This window comes from Paenarthrobacter sp. PAE-2, assembly GCF_026013155.1.
Lineage (GTDB): Bacteria > Actinomycetota > Actinomycetes > Actinomycetales > Micrococcaceae > Arthrobacter > Arthrobacter ureafaciens.
Genome location: NZ_JAPDNV010000003.1, coordinates 197,578 through 213,714 on the forward strand (window position 1 = coordinate 197,578; position 16,137 = coordinate 213,714).

Genomic DNA, 16,137 nt, shown 5'->3' on the forward strand with positions numbered 1-16,137 from the left:
TGTGGAAAACGCCGGCACGCCAGGTGCGTGCGTGCTAAGTGCGCTCCTGGCGTGCAGCGCGCCTGCGCTCCATGCGTTCCCGGCGTTGCTTGGCCAGGGTGACCACCAGCGGTGGCACATGCACTCCCTGGGCCGCCATCTGCGCCCGCACTTTGCGCCGCGTGGTGAGGATCATCAGCGTGCCAAATCCGAGCAGCACGAACTGCACACTGAGGGCTATCCGGAACGGTGCCAAACCATACAGGTTGCCTCCGGAGAATCCGGAGCCATTCAAGAGGTCCAGCACCAGGCCGATCAGATAGATGGCTACGAGTGCCGCGATGAAGCCACCAACGTTGACGATGCCGGTTGCCGTCCCGATCCGGTGCGAAGGGTTGAACGTCCGGGCGAAATCAAAACCGATCATGGAACCCGGACCGCCGACCGCCAGCACCACGACGAGCACCACCAGCAACCACAGCGGCGCCCGGTCCGGCAGCGACAATACGGCGGCCCACACGATTGCGGTGGCAAGGACGATCAGCAGCACCATCGCCGAACGCCGCATCGGGTGCCTGGAGACAAAGCGTCCCACGCCGGGACCGGACACGATCGCCGTGGCAACAAACAGCGCCATGAGCCCCGACACTGTTGCCCCGTCCAGGCCTTGGGCGGACAGAAGGAAGGGATAGCCCCACGTCATGGCAAAGAGGTTGCCGCTGAATTGGACGGTGAAGTGGCTCCAGAGGCCCAGCCGCGTCCCCGGCTGCTTCCAGGCGCGCGACAGGGAGATGCCGGTCGCTTTGAGCCCCTGCGCCGCGTTCTGCGGGGAATGACCCGGCGGGGCATCACGCAGGAGGGCAAGGACCAGGACGACGGCGAGGACGGACAGGCCCGCCAGGGACAGGAACGCCGGGGTCCAACCCGCGGATTGCAGCAACAACGCGAACGGGACGACGCTGAAGAGTTGGCCCAACTGGCCGCACATCCCCGTCAGTTGGGTCACCAGGGGCACCCGGGCGGGAGCGAACCACAGCGGTACAAGCCGGATGACGGAGATGAAGGTCATGGCGTCACCGGCGCCAACCAGCACCCTGCCCAGCACTCCCCCGGGGACACTGTCCGCGAAAGCCAGCTGTAACTGGCCCACCCCCATCAACACGGCCCCGCCTGCCACCATGACGCGTGAGCCAAAACGGTCCACCAGCACACCGACGGGTATCTGCAGTCCTGCGTAGACCAGCAGCTGGAGGACCGTGAAGAAGGAAACAGCTGCGGCACTGGCGTGGAACCGCTCAGTGGCCTCAAGGCCCGCGACCCCGAAAGATGTCCGCTGCGCCACGGCCACCAGGTAGGCGAAAACGCCGATCGTCCAAATGAGCCAGGCGCGTGGAGAGTTCACCCTTTAAGTATGCCCGCCACAGGCATCAAAGCAGATTTATTGAGGCGCATCCTTGCGTGCGAGGTAGGCCTCCACGGCTGCACCGAGGTCCTCGGCATTGGGCAGCTCGTCATTCTCGTCGGCCAGCAACGAGCGGCGGACCATGCCTTCGGACTTTTCGTCGTAGCGGGCTTCGAGGTTGGAGACTACCGCCTGCACTTCCTGGGAAGCTTCTATTTGTTCGGCGATCTGACGGACCACTTCCCGCCCGGACTCGCGCAGCCGGTCGGTGGGGAGCATGAGCGAGGCAGCAGCCCCAAGGTATTCGAGCCCTGCCACCGCGGCCTGCGGATATTCGGCCTCGGAAAGGTAATGCGGAACGTGAATGACGTAGCCGGCAACATTGCGTCCGGCCTCTATGAGCCGGAGCTCCAGGATGTGCCCGATCGCGGCAGGCACTTCCACTGTAGGTTTCCAGCTCGAGATGCCGTCGATGAGTTCGGGCCTGTTTCCGTGGACGGTAACTCCTACCGGCCGCGTATGCGGTACCGGCATGGGAATGGAATGGATCCACGTGACCAGGTTGACGTCCAGTTTCTCGACGATTCCGACGACGGCCCGCGAGAAACGTTCCCACTGCAGGTCCGGCTCAAAACCGGCGAGCAGGAGGAAAGGCTGGCCCAGCCCGTCCTTGAGCATGTACAGCCCAAGCTGCGGGGGCTGGTAGTCCTGCAGGTGATCCTCAACGAAGCTGATGTGCGGGCGGCGCGAACGGTAGTCAATGAGCTGGTCGGCATCGAACATTGCCACCACCTCGGCGTCGAGCTGGTCCAGCAACTCAGCGTTGATCTGCCGCACTACCTGACCGGCATCGGCGAAACCGGTGAATCCCATCACCAGGTTCAAGCCCCGCAGTTCTGGGCTATGGAAGATCTCGATGTTGCTGGCATAGAGCGCCTCGGGGTCCAGGAGGGAGCCGGATATCCGTTCAAACACGGCATGTTCCTTTCGCTGTGGCAAGTTTCGCGGGGCCGGCCGTGAGGGGAAACCCCAAGGCGGCCGAAGACCATTTCCCATGGTCCGTATTCATACAACGCCGCACGTCGGGCTGGCATTCCTGCCTGCCGGTGTGCCGCAGCTCTCATTTAATTGCCGTCCGCAGCCCGCAAGAGACTACGATCGAAACGGGCCGGCATCCTTTTCGTTAAGCTGGCCCTAGACCAAGGCCGCCGTCGCAAGAGGACGTCGGGCGCGTACCGGGGCAGGGCGCCAAACATGCGGTCCCGCCATGCAATGCAGAGAGAAGTGAGGAAACATCCTCGTGGTCAAGACTACTGACATCATCCTCGGCGTGATTGCCAAGGACCTCAAGAAGTCCCCCAGCGACGCCCTCGTGGTAGGCGTAGCGCAAGGTGCAGACGGTCCAGTGCTGCTTCCCAATCCCTTGAGCGCAAAGGCTGCCGAGTCCATCGCGGGTTCCTTGAAGGTCCTGGGCATTACGGGAGCAGCGGACCAGGTTCACCGCCTTCCGGGCCTGCCGGAGACGGGCTCGGAACTCCTCGTGCTCGCCGGGCTCGGCAAGCCGCAGGCAGACGGCAGCTTCACCGGCGAAGCACTGCGTCGTGCAGCCGGCTCCGCGGTCCGCCAGCTTGCGGGCTTGGCATCGGTGACGTTGGCGTTCCCGACGACGGCCCTCGCCGACGTCGCTGCCGTGGCCGAAGGCGCAGCCTTGGGTGCCTACTCCTACACCGAGCACCGCTCCAGCAAGGACGGCTTGAAGGCGCCGGTAGCCAAGGTTTCGATCTTCACAGCCGTGGATGCAAAGGAAGCGCAACCGGCACTTGACCGGGCAATCGTCCTCGCCCGGGCCGTCAACGCCACGCGCACGCTGGTCAACCAGCCGCCCAGCCACCTCTTCCCCGAATCATTCGCCGAAGCCGCGAAGGAACTTTCCAAGGGCCTCCCCGTCAAGGTCACGGTCTGGGACGAGAAGCGCCTGGAAAAGGAAGGATTCGGCGGCATCCTCGGCGTCGGCAAGGGATCCGCCAGGCAGCCGCGCCTCGTCAAGGTTGAATACGCCCCGGCCAAAGCTGCCCGCAAGATCGCACTCGTGGGCAAGGGCATCACTTTCGATACCGGCGGTATCTCCATCAAGCCGGCCCTCGGCATGGGCGACATGAAGAGCGACATGGCCGGTGCCGCCGTCGTACTTAATGCCGTCCTGGCCATCGCATCCCTTGGCCTGCCCATCAAGGCAACCGCGTGGCTCTGCATAGCGGAGAACATGCCCTCCGGGGCGGCTCAGCGGCCCGCGGACGTCCTGACCGTCTACGGCGGGAAGACCGTGGAAGTCCTGAACACCGACGCCGAGGGCCGGCTGGTCATGGCCGACGGCATCGTGGCGGCCAGCGAAGAGAAACCCGACGCGATCATCGACGTCGCCACCCTGACCGGTGCGCAATTGATCGCACTTGGCCTGCGCACAGCCGGCGTCATGGGGACCGATTCGGTCACCTCGGCCCTGAAGTCCGCAGCCGACCGGGCCGGTGAATTGGTCTGGCCGATGCCGCTGCCCGAGGAACTGCGCCCGAGCCTGGACTCGCAGGTGGCAGACCTGGCAAACATTGGTGAGCGCAATGGCGGCATGATGACTGCAGCCGTCTTCCTGCGCGAATTCGTTGGCAAGAACGGCAACGGTGAACAGATCCCGTGGGCCCACGTGGACATCGCCGGGCCGTCTTTCAACAACGGCAGCCCGTACGGATACACCCCCAAGCAGGGAACCGGATGCACCGTCCGGACCCTCGTGGCGTACGCGGAAGACCTGCTGACCGCCTCCGCCTAGCTCCGCTACCCGTTCCGCCAAAGCTTCCGCGGGCCGGCCGGGAACACTCCGGCGGCCCGCGGAAGCCCGGAATCATGCGGCTGATAGCGCTGTGTCACACGCGAACGTGAGTCTCGACACAAGCGCTCCACATTCGCCCGCGGAGGGTGGAGCATGGGTAGGTGGTTCGCTAAGGTGAACTCGATAGTCACAAATGCAAGAGAACTTACGTGCTGGCATAATCGCGGCAGTACAAGTTCCAAAGACCAGATGGCACGCACACCCGTGTCATCATTCACGCGAGGGAGCGTTTTAGTGGCCGATCAGGCAACTGCGCAAGAATTCGACATCCTGGTACTCGGTGGCGGCAGCGGCGGCTACGCCACGGCCCTGCGGGCCGTACAGCTTGGGTTCACCGTTGGCCTTGTGGAAAAGGCAAAGCTCGGCGGAACCTGCCTGCACAACGGTTGTATCCCCACCAAGGCCCTCCTGCACTCTGCCGAACTGGCAGACCATGCACGTGATTCCGCCAAGTACGGCGTGAACGTGACGCTTGACGGCATCGACATGCCGGCCGTCAACGCCTACAAGGACGGCATCATCGCCGGCAAGTTCAAGGGCCTCCAGGGACTCATCAAGTCCAAGGGCATCACGGTCATCGAAGGCGAAGGCAAGCTCCAGGGCACCGACACCGTCGTGGTGAACGGGACCGCCTACAAGGGCAAGAACATCGTGCTGGCCACCGGCTCCTACTCGCGTTCACTGCCCGGCCTGGAAATCGGCGGCAAGGTCATCACCTCGGACCAGGCCCTCACCATGGACTACATTCCCAAGAGCGCCATCGTGCTCGGCGGCGGCGTCATCGGTGTCGAGTTCGCTTCCGTCTGGAAGTCTTTCGGCGTGGACGTCACCATCGTCGAAGGCCTCCCCTCCCTCGTGCCGAACGAGGACGCCACGATCGTGAAGAACCTCGAGCGCGCTTTCAAGAAGCGCGGCATCAAGTTCAGCACCGGCATCTTCTTCCAGGGCGTCGAGCAGGACGAAAACGGCGTCAAGGTCACCTTGGTTGACGGCAAGACCTTCGAAGCCGACCTCCTCCTGGTGGCCGTCGGCCGTGGCCCTGTCACAGCCAACCTCGGCTACGAGGAAGCCGGCCTCACCATCGACCGTGGGTTCGTCATCACCAACGAGCGCCTCCACACCGGCGTGGGCAACATCTACGCCGTCGGTGACATCGTCCCGGGCGTTCAGCTCGCCCACCGCGGCTACCAGCAGGGCATCTTCGTCGCCGAAGAGATCGCCGGTTTGAACCCCGCAATCGTCGAAGACATCAACATCCCCAAGGTCACCTACTGCGAGCCCGAGATTGCCACCGTTGGCTACACGGAGAAGGCAGCCAAGGAAAAGTTCGGCGAAGACCAGGTCCAGACCCAGGAATACAACCTTGCCGGTAACGGCAAGAGCTCCATCCTGGGCACCGGCGGCATCGTCAAGCTCGTCCGCCAGAAGGACGGCCCCGTTGTAGGCGTTCACATGATCGGTTCCCGTATGGGTGAACAAATCGGAGAGGCCCAGCTCATTGTGAACTGGGAAGCCTACCCGGAAGACGTGGCCCAGCTGGTCCACGCCCACCCCACGCAGAACGAAGCCCTGGGCGAAGCCCACCTTGCCCTCGCGGGCAAGCCGCTCCACGGCTAAGTCCCCACCAAGACACACACGGAACGGGCGTCTGCGGCATCATTGGCCGCTCACGCCCGTTCCGGACCAGCAGAACTCATCCGCACAAAAGATCAATAAGGAGAACGGGGACGACATGTCTGAATCCGTTAACTTGCCCGCCCTCGGTGAGAGTGTCACCGAAGGAACCGTCACCCGCTGGCTCAAGCAGGTTGGTGACCGGGTAGAGATCGACGAGCCGTTGCTCGAGGTTTCCACCGACAAAGTAGACACCGAAATCCCTTCTCCGGTCGCTGGCGTTATCGAAGAAATCCTCGTCGCTGAAGACGAGACCGCGGAAGTCGGCGCCCCCTTGGTCCGCATCGGCGATGGCTCCGGTTCGGGCTCGGCCGGGGAGGCACCTGCCCAGGAAGCTCCCGCTGCTGAAGCACCGGCTGAGCAGCCGGCCCAGGAAGCTCCCGCCGCTGAAGCACCGGCTGAGCAGCCGGCCCAGGAAGCACCGGCCCAGGAAGCTCCCGCTGCCGGCGGCGAGGGCCACGAGGTCACCCTCCCGGCCCTCGGCGAGAGCGTCACTGAAGGCACCGTTACCCGCTGGCTGAAGGCCATTGGCGACACCGTTGAGGTTGATGAGCCCCTGCTGGAGGTCTCCACCGACAAGGTCGATACCGAGATTCCTTCCCCCGTTGCCGGAACTTTGCAGGAAATCCGCGTCAGCGAGGACGAAACAGCTGAGGTCGGTTCGGTCCTGGCCGTCATCGGCTCCGGCGCAGCGGCACCTGCTGCGGCTCCCGCACCTGCGGCGGAAACGCCTGCAGCAACCGAGGCTCCCGCCGCTCCTGCTGCCGAGGAAGCTCCGGCTCCCGCAGCGTCCCCGGCCCCCGAGGCGCCGGCTGCCCCGGCTGCTCCGGCCCAGGAAGCAGCACCCGCTCCTTCTGCCCCTGCAGCAGCCCAGTCCGAGTCCGGCAGCTCCTCCGAGTCCGGCTACGTCACCCCGTTGGTGCGCAAGCTCGCAAACCAGCACGGCGTAGACATCGCCTCCGTCTCCGGCACCGGCGTCGGCGGCCGCATCCGCAAGCAGGATGTGCTCGCAGCTGCCGAAGCCAAGCAGGCTGCTGCAGCACCGGCACAGGCCGCTGCTCCTGCTGCCGCCCCCAAGGCTGCAGCTCCGGTTGTTGCTTCGTCCCTGCGCGGTACCACCGAGAAGGCACCCCGCATCCGTCAGGTCATCGCCCGCCGCATGCGCGAGTCGCTTGAGGTCTCCACACAGCTGACGCAGGTGCACGAAGTGGACATGACCAAGATCGCCAAGCTTCGCCTCAAGGCCAAGAACAACTTCCAGGCCCAGAACGGCGTCAAGCTCACGTTCCTGCCCTTCATCGCCAAGGCTGTTGCCGAAGCCCTGAAGCAGCACCCCAAGCTCAACGCTGCCTACGACGAGTCCAAGCAGGAAATCACCTACCACAACGCCGAGCACCTCGCGATTGCCGTGGACACCGACAAGGGCCTCCTTGTTCCTGTCATCGCAGACGCGGGCAACCTGAACCTCGCAGGTCTTGCCAGCAAGATCGCCGACGTCGCAGGCCGCACCCGCGATGGCAAGATCGGTCCGGATGAACTGTCAGGCGGCACGTTCAGCATCACCAACATCGGCTCCGTCGGCGCGCTGTTCGACACTCCGATCATCAACCAGCCGCAGGTCGGCATCCTGGGAACGGGTGCGATCGTCAAGCGCGCTGTGGTGGTAGCTGACGAGAACGGCGACGATTCGATCGCCATCCGCTCCATGATGTACCTGTCGCTGACCTACGATCACCGCCTGGTGGACGGCGCCGACGCCGGCCGCTTCCTCCAGACCCTCAAGGCCCGCCTTGAGGAAGGTGCGTTCGAAGCGGACCTGGGCCTCTAAGCCCGGTCACAGCACACCATAGCTAAGAAGAGGGGCAGGTTCTCCGGGTAGGCCCGGAAAACCTGCCCCTCTGCCGTGTTCCGGTCGCCACGCACCCGAACAAGCTCGTTTCTGCTACGTGATGTAGAAGAAACTGGCTAAGCTTGGCTCATGAGTATCCTGTACAGCATTCTGGTGTTCCTGCACATCGTCGGCGCCGCCATGATCGTGGGCTACTGGATCGCCACCATGAAGACGCCCACTGTGCATCCCCGCCAGCGGGACGGTGCGTTCCTTCAGCTCCTCACCGGCATCGCCATGATGGGCCTTATTCCTTTCATGGATGACAAGGACCCGAACTACGTGAAGCTCGGCATCAAGTTCGCCATAGCGATTGTGGTGGCAGTCCTGGCAGTCATCGGTTCCCGCAAGGTCAAGAAGGGCGAGCCTGTCTCCACCGGCCTGGCTCACGGAGTCGGCGGACTGGCACTGGTCAACATCGCTCTAGCCACCCTCTGGAACTAAGGGTCTCCGGAACCACTACTGCGGAACGACTTACTACACGGTCCAGCCGCCGCCAAGCACCGACACCGGTCAACAGCCGTCCTGCCCATGGCAGGGCGGCTGTATTTTGTCCGGCGGCCTGCTTGCCGGGGGTCACAATCCACTGACAGCGGAATGTCCGTGCACGCCCTCCCCCGAATCCATAGGATTGGACACGGTGGCAACCCGCGAAGGCGGGTGCCGGCTCACAACTACCCAAGGAGTGGATATGGCAGCAGTACGCACCGCACACACCGTCTGGAACGGCAACCTGATGGAGGGCTCCGGCAACACCACGCTGGACAGCTCGGGACTCGGCACGTTCGATGTCACCTGGAAGGCCCGCACCGAACAGGCCGGCGGCAAGACCAGCCCCGAAGAACTTATTGCAGCGGCCCACTCTGCGTGCTTCTCCATGGCATTCAGCCATGCCTTGGCCGGCGCCGGTTACACTCCGGAAGAAGTCCAGACCAAAGCGGACGTGACCTTCGTTCCGGGTACCGGCATCACGGGCAGCCACCTGACCATGAGCGCACGTATCCCCGGCATCTCCGAAGAAGAGTTCCGCCGCATCTCGGAGGAAGCCAAGACCGGTTGCCCCGTGTCCGGCGCGCTCTCGAGCATCGACATCACCCTGGATGCCACCCTCACCGCCTAAGCCGGCAAGTTTCCCCACGGACTGTCCGCTTGTGGACAATCCTTTCGGGAACAAACCATCCGGTAATACGGAAAAGGCCCTGCACCTGAAGAAGTGCAGGGCCTTTCCCGTATTCCTAGCGGGCCTGGGGGCGGGCCGGCAACGCGCCTGGCCGGACGCTCCTGTAGCCCTCCCGGAGCGGAGGCCGGTCCGTAGGCAACTCCTGGATCATTTCCTTGAGCGCGCCGATGCCGTACTCCAGCTGCGGATCAATGCCCGCTGCGTACGCGTGCGGAGGGAACAGTACCTCGATGTCCGGTTCCACGCCGCGGTTTTCCACGTCCCAGCCGATGCCTCCACCGAACCACGTGGCGTACCGGGGCTGCGTAACGCCCGTCCCGTCAGCCAAGGCAAAGCGGTTGTCAATGCCGACCACCCCTCCCCAGGTCCTGGTGCCGATCACGGGACCGATGCCACGCAGCTTCGAAACCTGGGTGATGATGTCGCCGTCGGAACCGGCAAACTCATCGGCCAGGATGACCACCGGCCCCCGGGGTGCATGATGCGGATAGGTCCGCGGTTTTTCGCCCCGGGGCATGCTCCAGCCGGTGACTTTCCGGCCGATCAGCTCGGCCACCAACTGCGAGGTATGGCCGCCACGGTTCCGCCGAACGTCAACAATCAGCCCGTCCAGGGCGGTTTCCGTATCCAAGTCACGGTGCAGCTGCGCCCATCCGTTGGCCATCATGTCCGGAACGTGCAGATAGCCGAACTTACCTCCGGACGCCTCGCGGACAGTGCGGCGGTTGCCGCGCACCCAGTCCTGGTACCGCAGCCGTTCCTCGTCCCGTACGGGCACCACGGCAACCCGCCGCTGGACCCCTGCTGCGATGCCATGGCCCGGGCCATTCACCAGGGTCAGCTCCACCGTGCGGCCTGCCGCACCGACCAACTGCATCGCCGGGGTCACGGCGGCAGAAAGCCCGACGCCGTCAATCGCCAGAAGCACGTCGCCCACCTTCGCGTCCGCTCCCGGACGCGTCAGGGGTGAGGTGGCGAGGGGATCGGAGGATTCGCCGGCCAGGATGGCGGTGATCTCCCAACCGTGTTCTCCCAGCTGGAACTCGGCTCCCAGCCGTCCCTGGCCGTTCCGGCCCGGCTCACTGACAGCAGCCGGCTTGACGTAAGCGTGCGAGGTCCCCAACTCCCCGTGGATCTCCCAGAGAAGATCCACCAGGTCATCATGCGAACCGAGCCGCTCCACGATCGGGCGATAGCGCTGATGCACGGACTCCCAATCCTGGCCTGCCATGTCCGGTGCCCAGAAGAAGTCCCGCTGGAGGCGCCAGGCCTCGTCGAAGGCCTGGCCCCACGCCGCGACGGGGTCCAGGATGACGCGGATCCTGTTGAGTTCAACCTTCACCAGGTCTCCGGACTCTTCGTCGACTTTCTTATCAGCCGGGACTGACGTCACCTGCTGGTCCAGCACGTAGACGATCCGTTGCCGGTCGCCGCTGAGCCGGTAACGGTCGGCAGCCTTGACCAAGGTGGTCTCCTGGCGCTTTGCGAGGTCGTAGCGGATCAGTGCCGGAGCGGGCTTCTTGTCCTGCAGCGTTCCTTTGCCCTCTCCCGTGACGCCGGACAACTCCGTGTCCAGCCAGAGGAGGGATCCCTCGCCTGCCGTCAACGCGGAGTAATTCCCTTGCGGAACGGGCACGGCAATGACGCGGTGGGCGAGTCCCTCCGCATCCACCCGCACGACGGGAGCGTCGCCGTCGTCGTTCTTCCCGGCGTCGGCGGGACCGTCTTCAAGGGTGTCGATGGAGGGCCCGAACGGCGACGGCGTATCCGCAGCCAAGGCTACGAGGTACGGCTTGATGGGGCTCGGGAAGGACAGGTCAAAGGAGTGTCCGTCGTAGACGGGGTCGAAGCTCCGGTTGGAAAGGAACGCAAGGAATTTGCCATCCGGAGTGAAGTGCGGCGATTCGTCGCAGAACCGGCCGTCAGTGACGTCGATGATGTCAGTTGCATCCCCGCTGGGCTTGGCGATCCTCAGCTTGCTGCGCGTCCCGAACGACGTCACCGGCTCGGACCAGGCGAGCCACTGCGAATCCGCCGACCAAGCCAGCTGTTCGACGCTGCCTTCACCGATGCTGACCAGCCGGGACAAGGCTCCGGACGCCGCGTCCGCCACAAACACGTCACCGAACGCAGTTCCGATCGCCAACCAGCGGCCATCGGGGCTTGCTTCCAGCGCGCTGACCCTGGCAGGCGCCGGAAGTTCCACCCTGACTTCGCCGTGGTGCTCCGCTTCGGGGGCAGCAGTGGGCTCCGCCGCCGCAGCCGCCGTGTCCGGTGACGGTGCTCCGGTGTCCGGTTGCGGTGTTCCCGCGCTTGCTGATGCGGGGTCTCCGGCTTTGGGTTCCTGCGGGGCTCCCGCCGTTGATTCGGGTCGACCCACAACGCGGGATACGGCCACCGGCTTCGGGAGGACTCTGGCTTCCGTTGCTTCGCCGGCTTCTTCCGGCGACGGCTCCGTGGCGGGCTGGCCCGTCACAGCCTGTGCCGTCGCAGGCTTTCCGGGAGGGGCCAAGTGCGCAGCAATACGTTTGATGTAGAGGGCTTCGACGCCGTCGTGATCGGCTACGTAGGCAATCCTGCCGTCCGTCAGCGGACGCGGGAGGCGCGCACGCACGCCGGGCGTCGCTTCGACCACGCGCGACGGGCCGTCCTTATGGCGCAACCAATGGACCGTGCCGTGGGTTTCAACGGCGCTGGCGGTTCCGTTGACGTTGGGAACCACGTCACCGAGGTGGCCCGAAACCTTCAAGGGGGCCGGGCGACGAGCCGGTGAAGCGGACCCGAGCGTGATCTCCAGTTTGGTGGCTACAGCCTCGGAATCCAGCGACGGGAGGATCCACAGCTCCCCAGCGGATTCAAACACCACCCTTGTGCCGTCCGTGCTTGCGTGCCGGACGTAGAAGTCCTCGTGGTCGGTATGCCTGCGCAGATCGGAACCGTCCGGGCGGACCGAATACAGGTTGCCGTATCCCTCATGGTCGGAGAGGAAGGCAATGCGGTCCTTGATCCACAGGGGGTCGGTAAGGTTGCCGTCGAGCTCCTGGACCAACCGCTCGTACTCACCGTTGCCGTCAGCATCGATCCACAACTTCCCGGAGGTACCACCCCGGTACCGCTTCCACCACGCAGGTTCCCGGGACAGGACACTCGCCAGGACAACCGGCCGCTCATCCCCAACCTCCGGGCCGAACGCCACGCCCTCCACAGGTCCGAAAGGAAGTTCGACGGCGGCACCGCCTTCCAGCGGCAGGCTATAGGCGTGGGTGTGCCGGCTTTCGGCCTTCTGGAAGGCGCTGGTCACCACGATGTGGCCCGATGGGGTGAACCCCTTGACTTTGGTAGTGCTGTGCCCGAAGTAGCTCAACTGCTTGTAACCGGCACCGTTGATATCGGCAGTCACCACTTCCGGCGCCGTTCCCACCACCGTTGTCCACACGAGTCGCTTGCCGTCCTGGGTGAACCTGGGATTCCGTGCCGGCAACTGCTGGGAGGAGACCCGCCAGGCGCGGCCGCCCGTGACGGGAGCAATCCAGATGTCGTCTTCGGCCACGAACGTGACAAGGTCGCTGTGCACATGCGGAAAGCGGAGGTAACTGGAAGAGGTCATTGTTCGATCATAGTCAGAAGGTGAAACACCGTCGCCGCTGTTCAGCGGCGTTTCCAGCATGCACCGGCCCGTGGTGAGATGGGTCATGAGAATCGTGATGTCCGGAGCTTCCGGGATGATTGGCACCGCGTTGTCCAAGCTGTTGGAGTCCCGTGGGGATGAGGTGATCCGGTTGGTGCGCAGGCCTGCGGCCAACAACAAGGAGTGGTCCTGGGATCCGTCCGCAGGTGTCCTGGACGAAGCGGTCCTGGACGGTGCCGACGCCGTTGTGAACCTTTCCGGCGCGGGAATCGGTGACCGTCCCTGGACGAAGAACAGGATCCGGGTCCTGCACGATTCCAGGCTCCAACCTACCCGGACCCTGACGGCGGCAATGTGCAGGCTCGGTTCCCCGCCACGCGCCTTCGTCAGCCAGTCTGCGTCGGGGTATTACGGAGCGTCCCGCCGGGAAGTCCTTCATGAGGACTCAGCCCCCGGCGAAGGCGGCGTGTTGGCGCCATTGTGCGTGCAGTGGGAGGAAGCGGCCAGGACGGCCCCCGACGGTGTCAGGGTGGTGACCCCCCGTACCGGCGTCGTGCTGAGCACCCAAGGCGGGGCGCTGGGTCCCTTGCTTCCACTCCTCAAAGTTGGCTTGGGCGGCCCCTTTGGCAACGGCCGGCAGTACTGGCCGTGGATCACCCTGGCCGACGAGGCCTCGGCGCTGGCGTTCCTTGTGGATTCGCAGCTCGAGGGCGCCGTGAACCTCTGCGCTCCGGGCCTCGCCGACGTCAACACAATCGTTGCCCGGCTGGCCGAGGGCTTCCACCGGCCGGCATTCCTGCGGGTACCCCGGCCGGCCCTCAGGCTTGCCTTGGGCGGACTTGCCGATGAACTGGTTATGGCAGACCAAGCGATGTATCCAGGCAAGCTGGCCGGGGCGGGCTTTACGTGGCAGCATCCCGAACTGCGTCAGGCAGTGGCCTGGCTGACGAGCCGGCCTGGCCGGTAAGTCCAACAGCCTCAAAGCCCGACCCCCTCACCGGCCGGAAGCCCTCACTGGTCCGAAGCCAGGATTTCGACGATGCGCCATGCCCCTTCCGTCCGTTTCAAGACGAGCCGCAGGTCCTGGGGTTTGCCTGCCGGCTGCCGGTGCATGACCCGGCCCGCTGCGTCCCTCTCTTCGTAGTCGGAGGTGGTTGCTGTCAGTTCCACTTCGGCGCTGTTTCCATCCTTGCTTCGCAGGGAAACGTTGGCCACCTCGGTGGACAAGGCGCCGAGCCGGATGCCTTGCGAGGCGAGGTGCCCGGATAAGTCCTTATCTGCAGCCTCAGCCGGCGAGCCGGGAACATTGACCAGGGCCAGCAGCTCCGGGCGTCCTTCGCGCAATGCAAGGTCCCGCACTCGTGACAGGGCCGGGAGGGCGGCCTCGGGTTCGGTCGCCTTGAGAGCTTGGGCGAGGTCGGCCGGGAGGTCATGGCTGAATGGTGTGGTCCCGGCGACTGGAACAGCGGACCGCTCCCCCGTCGAAACAGCGGTGGCATCAGGGGTCTGCTGCGAGGGGGATCCGTTGGGCCACAAGTAGGCCCCGGCCGCAAGGAGCGCCAGACCGGCCACGCCAATCGTTCCGGACTTTACGATGCCTCCCCGAACGCCTTTGCCGGAGGACCGGCGGCCAGCGGCACGCAGGTTCCCGGAGGAGGTTACGTCACTTTCCCAAACCAATGGCGTGGCCCGCTTGCGGCGCCACGGGAGCCGCCGTCGTCGTGTATCCGCGTCCCGCCGGCGGGTCAACAGCTCTGGAATGACGGACGGGTGGACCGCCCCGGCAAGATCCACAGGATGCGCAGCCGCGCTTCGGTGGACGGCCGTACCGAACTCTTTGGCAGTCGGGCGGGCCCTCGGATCGGGATCAAGCCCGGCCTCGAGGGCCGCGGCAAGGCCGGAAGGAACCCCCGGAACCAACAACGGCAACGGGGGCCGTTCGGGGCCAAGCTCAGGAGCGTGGCCGGTGAGGCAAAACCAACCCAACGCAGCCAATGAGTACACATCGCGGGCAGGTTGGAGGATCCTCCTGCCCGCCCGGCCAGTGGAAAAACTGTCCGCGAAGCCTTCGGTCCCCGCCGGGTGGGGATCCTGGACTTCTCCCAGAAGGCTTGCCGTACCCAGATCTGCCAGCAAGGGCTTGCCGTGGGAGGTGAAAAGGACGTTACCGGGCGAGATATCACCGTGCACAGTGCCCTCACCGTGCAGATAGGACAGGGCATGCGCCAGCGGAACCAGGACGGTCACCGCCTCGCCGATGCCGAGGCTGCCGCGTATCGCGACGAGGGCGGCCAGTGAGCCTCCGGCGGCGTAGTCGAGGACGAGTCCCACGCCGTCGGAACCGTTGCCACTGAACTGCACGACGTCGTACACCCTCAGCAAGTGCCCGTGCCGGAGCGATGACATCACTGCCAACTCGCGGGACGCGCCGTCCACCATGGGCACGCTCCCGGCATCCTTCTCCGGGGCGGCGATGCACTTGATGGCGAACCGTGAGCCGGCCCCGTCCCCCGGGCCGTGGTCCTTTTCAGCCAACCAGACTGTGGAGGATGCACCTCGACCCAGGAAACGGTGGACCCGATAGCCGGGAATGGCAGGCGGAGATGAAGGAGATTTATCCGGAGAACCCATGTCAAAGGTCTACCCCACGCCGGGTTTTCCTGCAGAAGTTATCCACAGGCTCAACGGCCATCGCCCGATCCGGTCGACGCCTCACGGATGCGACTGAGAGGTTCACCACAAAACCATGGGCACCGTTCCACGGGGTCTAAGCTTGAAGTCATGACTCTTGAGTTCTCACAGCTGGGTCTTGCCCCTGATTTCGTTGACTACATGCAGGGCTGGGACCTGCAGCGCGAAATCCACAACAAAGTTGTTGCGGGCGAGAAACCCAGTACCGTCCTGCTTCTGGAGCACGCAGCCGTTTATACGGCTGGCAAACTCACCGAAGACCATGAGCGTCCCTTCGACGGTACCCCGGTGGTTCCGGTGGACCGGGGCGGCAAACTGACCTGGCACGGACCGGGACAGCTCATCGCCTACCCCATCCTCAAACTCAGGAACCGCGCGGGCATCCGCGACTACGTTGAGCGCCTGGAAGCGATCATGATCGCGGTTATGGAGGATTACGGGATCAAGGCCGTTCGGATCAAGGGCCGGGCCGGCGTCTGGGTCCTGGCGGACGACAAAGGACCGGACCGGAAGATCGCAGCGATCGGCATCCGCGTCCTGGATGGCGTCACCATGCACGGTGTTGCCATCAACTGCAGCAACGATCTCTCCCCGTACGCACAGATCATCGCTTGCGGAATCACGGACGCCAGCGTCACCACCATGTCGCTGGAAACCGGCCGGACCATCAATCCGGCGGACATCGTTGACAGGTTTGTGGAAGAGTTCCGCAAGCACGAAGAAGCACTTGTTGCAACACCAGAAGGAGCACTCCAGTGACCCTGGCACCTGAAGGCCGTAAGTTGCTGCGCGTTGAGCAGCGTAACGCGGC

11 protein-coding genes are annotated in these 16,137 nt (G+C 64.6%); 7 read left to right on the forward strand and 4 right to left on the reverse strand.

The genetic code is table 11. The features are described 5' to 3' along the window. Positions 1-34: 34 nt before the first annotated feature. Together OCL88_RS03070 and OCL88_RS03075 are read right to left on the reverse strand one after the other, a co-directional pair. A complete protein-coding gene (locus OCL88_RS03070; protein WP_264961579.1) occupies positions 35-1,381 on the reverse strand; it encodes an MFS transporter in 1,347 nt (448 codons plus the stop codon). A gap of 36 nt (positions 1,382-1,417) precedes the next feature. After that, positions 1,418-2,356 (reverse strand): proteasome assembly chaperone family protein, encoded by a 939-nt coding sequence (locus tag OCL88_RS03075; RefSeq protein ID WP_243542676.1) that lies wholly within the window; start codon positions 2,354-2,356, stop codon positions 1,418-1,420. A gap of 325 nt (positions 2,357-2,681) precedes the next feature. Here OCL88_RS03075 and OCL88_RS03080 point away from each other — a divergent pair, with 325 nt between their 5' ends. The 5 genes from OCL88_RS03080 (at position 2,682) to OCL88_RS03100 (ending at position 8,947) form a co-directional block, all read left to right on the forward strand. Then, positions 2,682-4,205 carry a leucyl aminopeptidase gene (locus OCL88_RS03080; RefSeq protein ID WP_264961580.1) on the forward strand — a complete coding sequence of 508 codons (1,524 nt, stop codon included), beginning with the start codon at positions 2,682-2,684 and terminating at the stop codon, positions 4,203-4,205. A gap of 294 nt (positions 4,206-4,499) precedes the next feature. Then, entirely contained in the window at positions 4,500-5,882 is a 1,383-nt protein-coding gene (lpdA, locus tag OCL88_RS03085; RefSeq protein ID WP_021473131.1) for a dihydrolipoyl dehydrogenase, read from the forward strand. Between the two features lie 115 nt (positions 5,883-5,997). Continuing rightward, the gene (sucB, locus tag OCL88_RS03090; protein WP_166186154.1) at positions 5,998-7,767 is read left to right on the forward strand and encodes a 2-oxoglutarate dehydrogenase, E2 component, dihydrolipoamide succinyltransferase; all 1,770 of its coding nucleotides are present in this window, start codon (positions 5,998-6,000) and stop codon (positions 7,765-7,767) included. A gap of 150 nt (positions 7,768-7,917) precedes the next feature. Next, positions 7,918-8,271: a hypothetical protein gene (locus tag OCL88_RS03095; protein ID WP_021473133.1), complete on the forward strand. Its 354-nt coding sequence runs from the start codon at positions 7,918-7,920 to the stop codon at positions 8,269-8,271. Between the two features lie 247 nt (positions 8,272-8,518). Further along, positions 8,519-8,947, forward strand: coding sequence for an OsmC family protein (locus OCL88_RS03100; protein ID WP_021473134.1), 429 nt, complete (start codon positions 8,519-8,521; stop codon positions 8,945-8,947). 115 nt (positions 8,948-9,062) lie between these two features. On the opposite strand, the gene OCL88_RS03105 is transcribed toward OCL88_RS03100, so the two are convergent. Continuing rightward, positions 9,063-12,614: a S41 family peptidase gene (locus tag OCL88_RS03105; RefSeq protein WP_264961581.1), complete on the reverse strand. Its 3,552-nt coding sequence runs from the start codon at positions 12,612-12,614 to the stop codon at positions 9,063-9,065. Positions 12,615-12,699: 85 nt separating this feature from the next. Between OCL88_RS03105 and OCL88_RS03110 the strand changes: the two genes are divergently transcribed. Next, the gene (locus OCL88_RS03110) at positions 12,700-13,602 is read left to right on the forward strand and encodes a TIGR01777 family oxidoreductase (protein WP_264961582.1); all 903 of its coding nucleotides are present in this window, start codon (positions 12,700-12,702) and stop codon (positions 13,600-13,602) included. A gap of 44 nt (positions 13,603-13,646) precedes the next feature. On the opposite strand, the gene OCL88_RS03115 is transcribed toward OCL88_RS03110, so the two are convergent. Beyond that, the gene (locus tag OCL88_RS03115; RefSeq protein ID WP_264961583.1) at positions 13,647-15,266 is read right to left on the reverse strand and encodes a serine/threonine protein kinase; all 1,620 of its coding nucleotides are present in this window, start codon (positions 15,264-15,266) and stop codon (positions 13,647-13,649) included. A 150-nt stretch (positions 15,267-15,416) separates the two neighbouring features. Here OCL88_RS03115 and lipB point away from each other — a divergent pair, with 150 nt between their 5' ends. Continuing rightward, positions 15,417-16,085, forward strand: coding sequence for a lipoyl(octanoyl) transferase LipB (lipB, locus tag OCL88_RS03120; protein ID WP_264961584.1), 669 nt, complete (start codon positions 15,417-15,419; stop codon positions 16,083-16,085). The last annotated feature ends 52 nt before the right edge of the window (positions 16,086-16,137 follow it).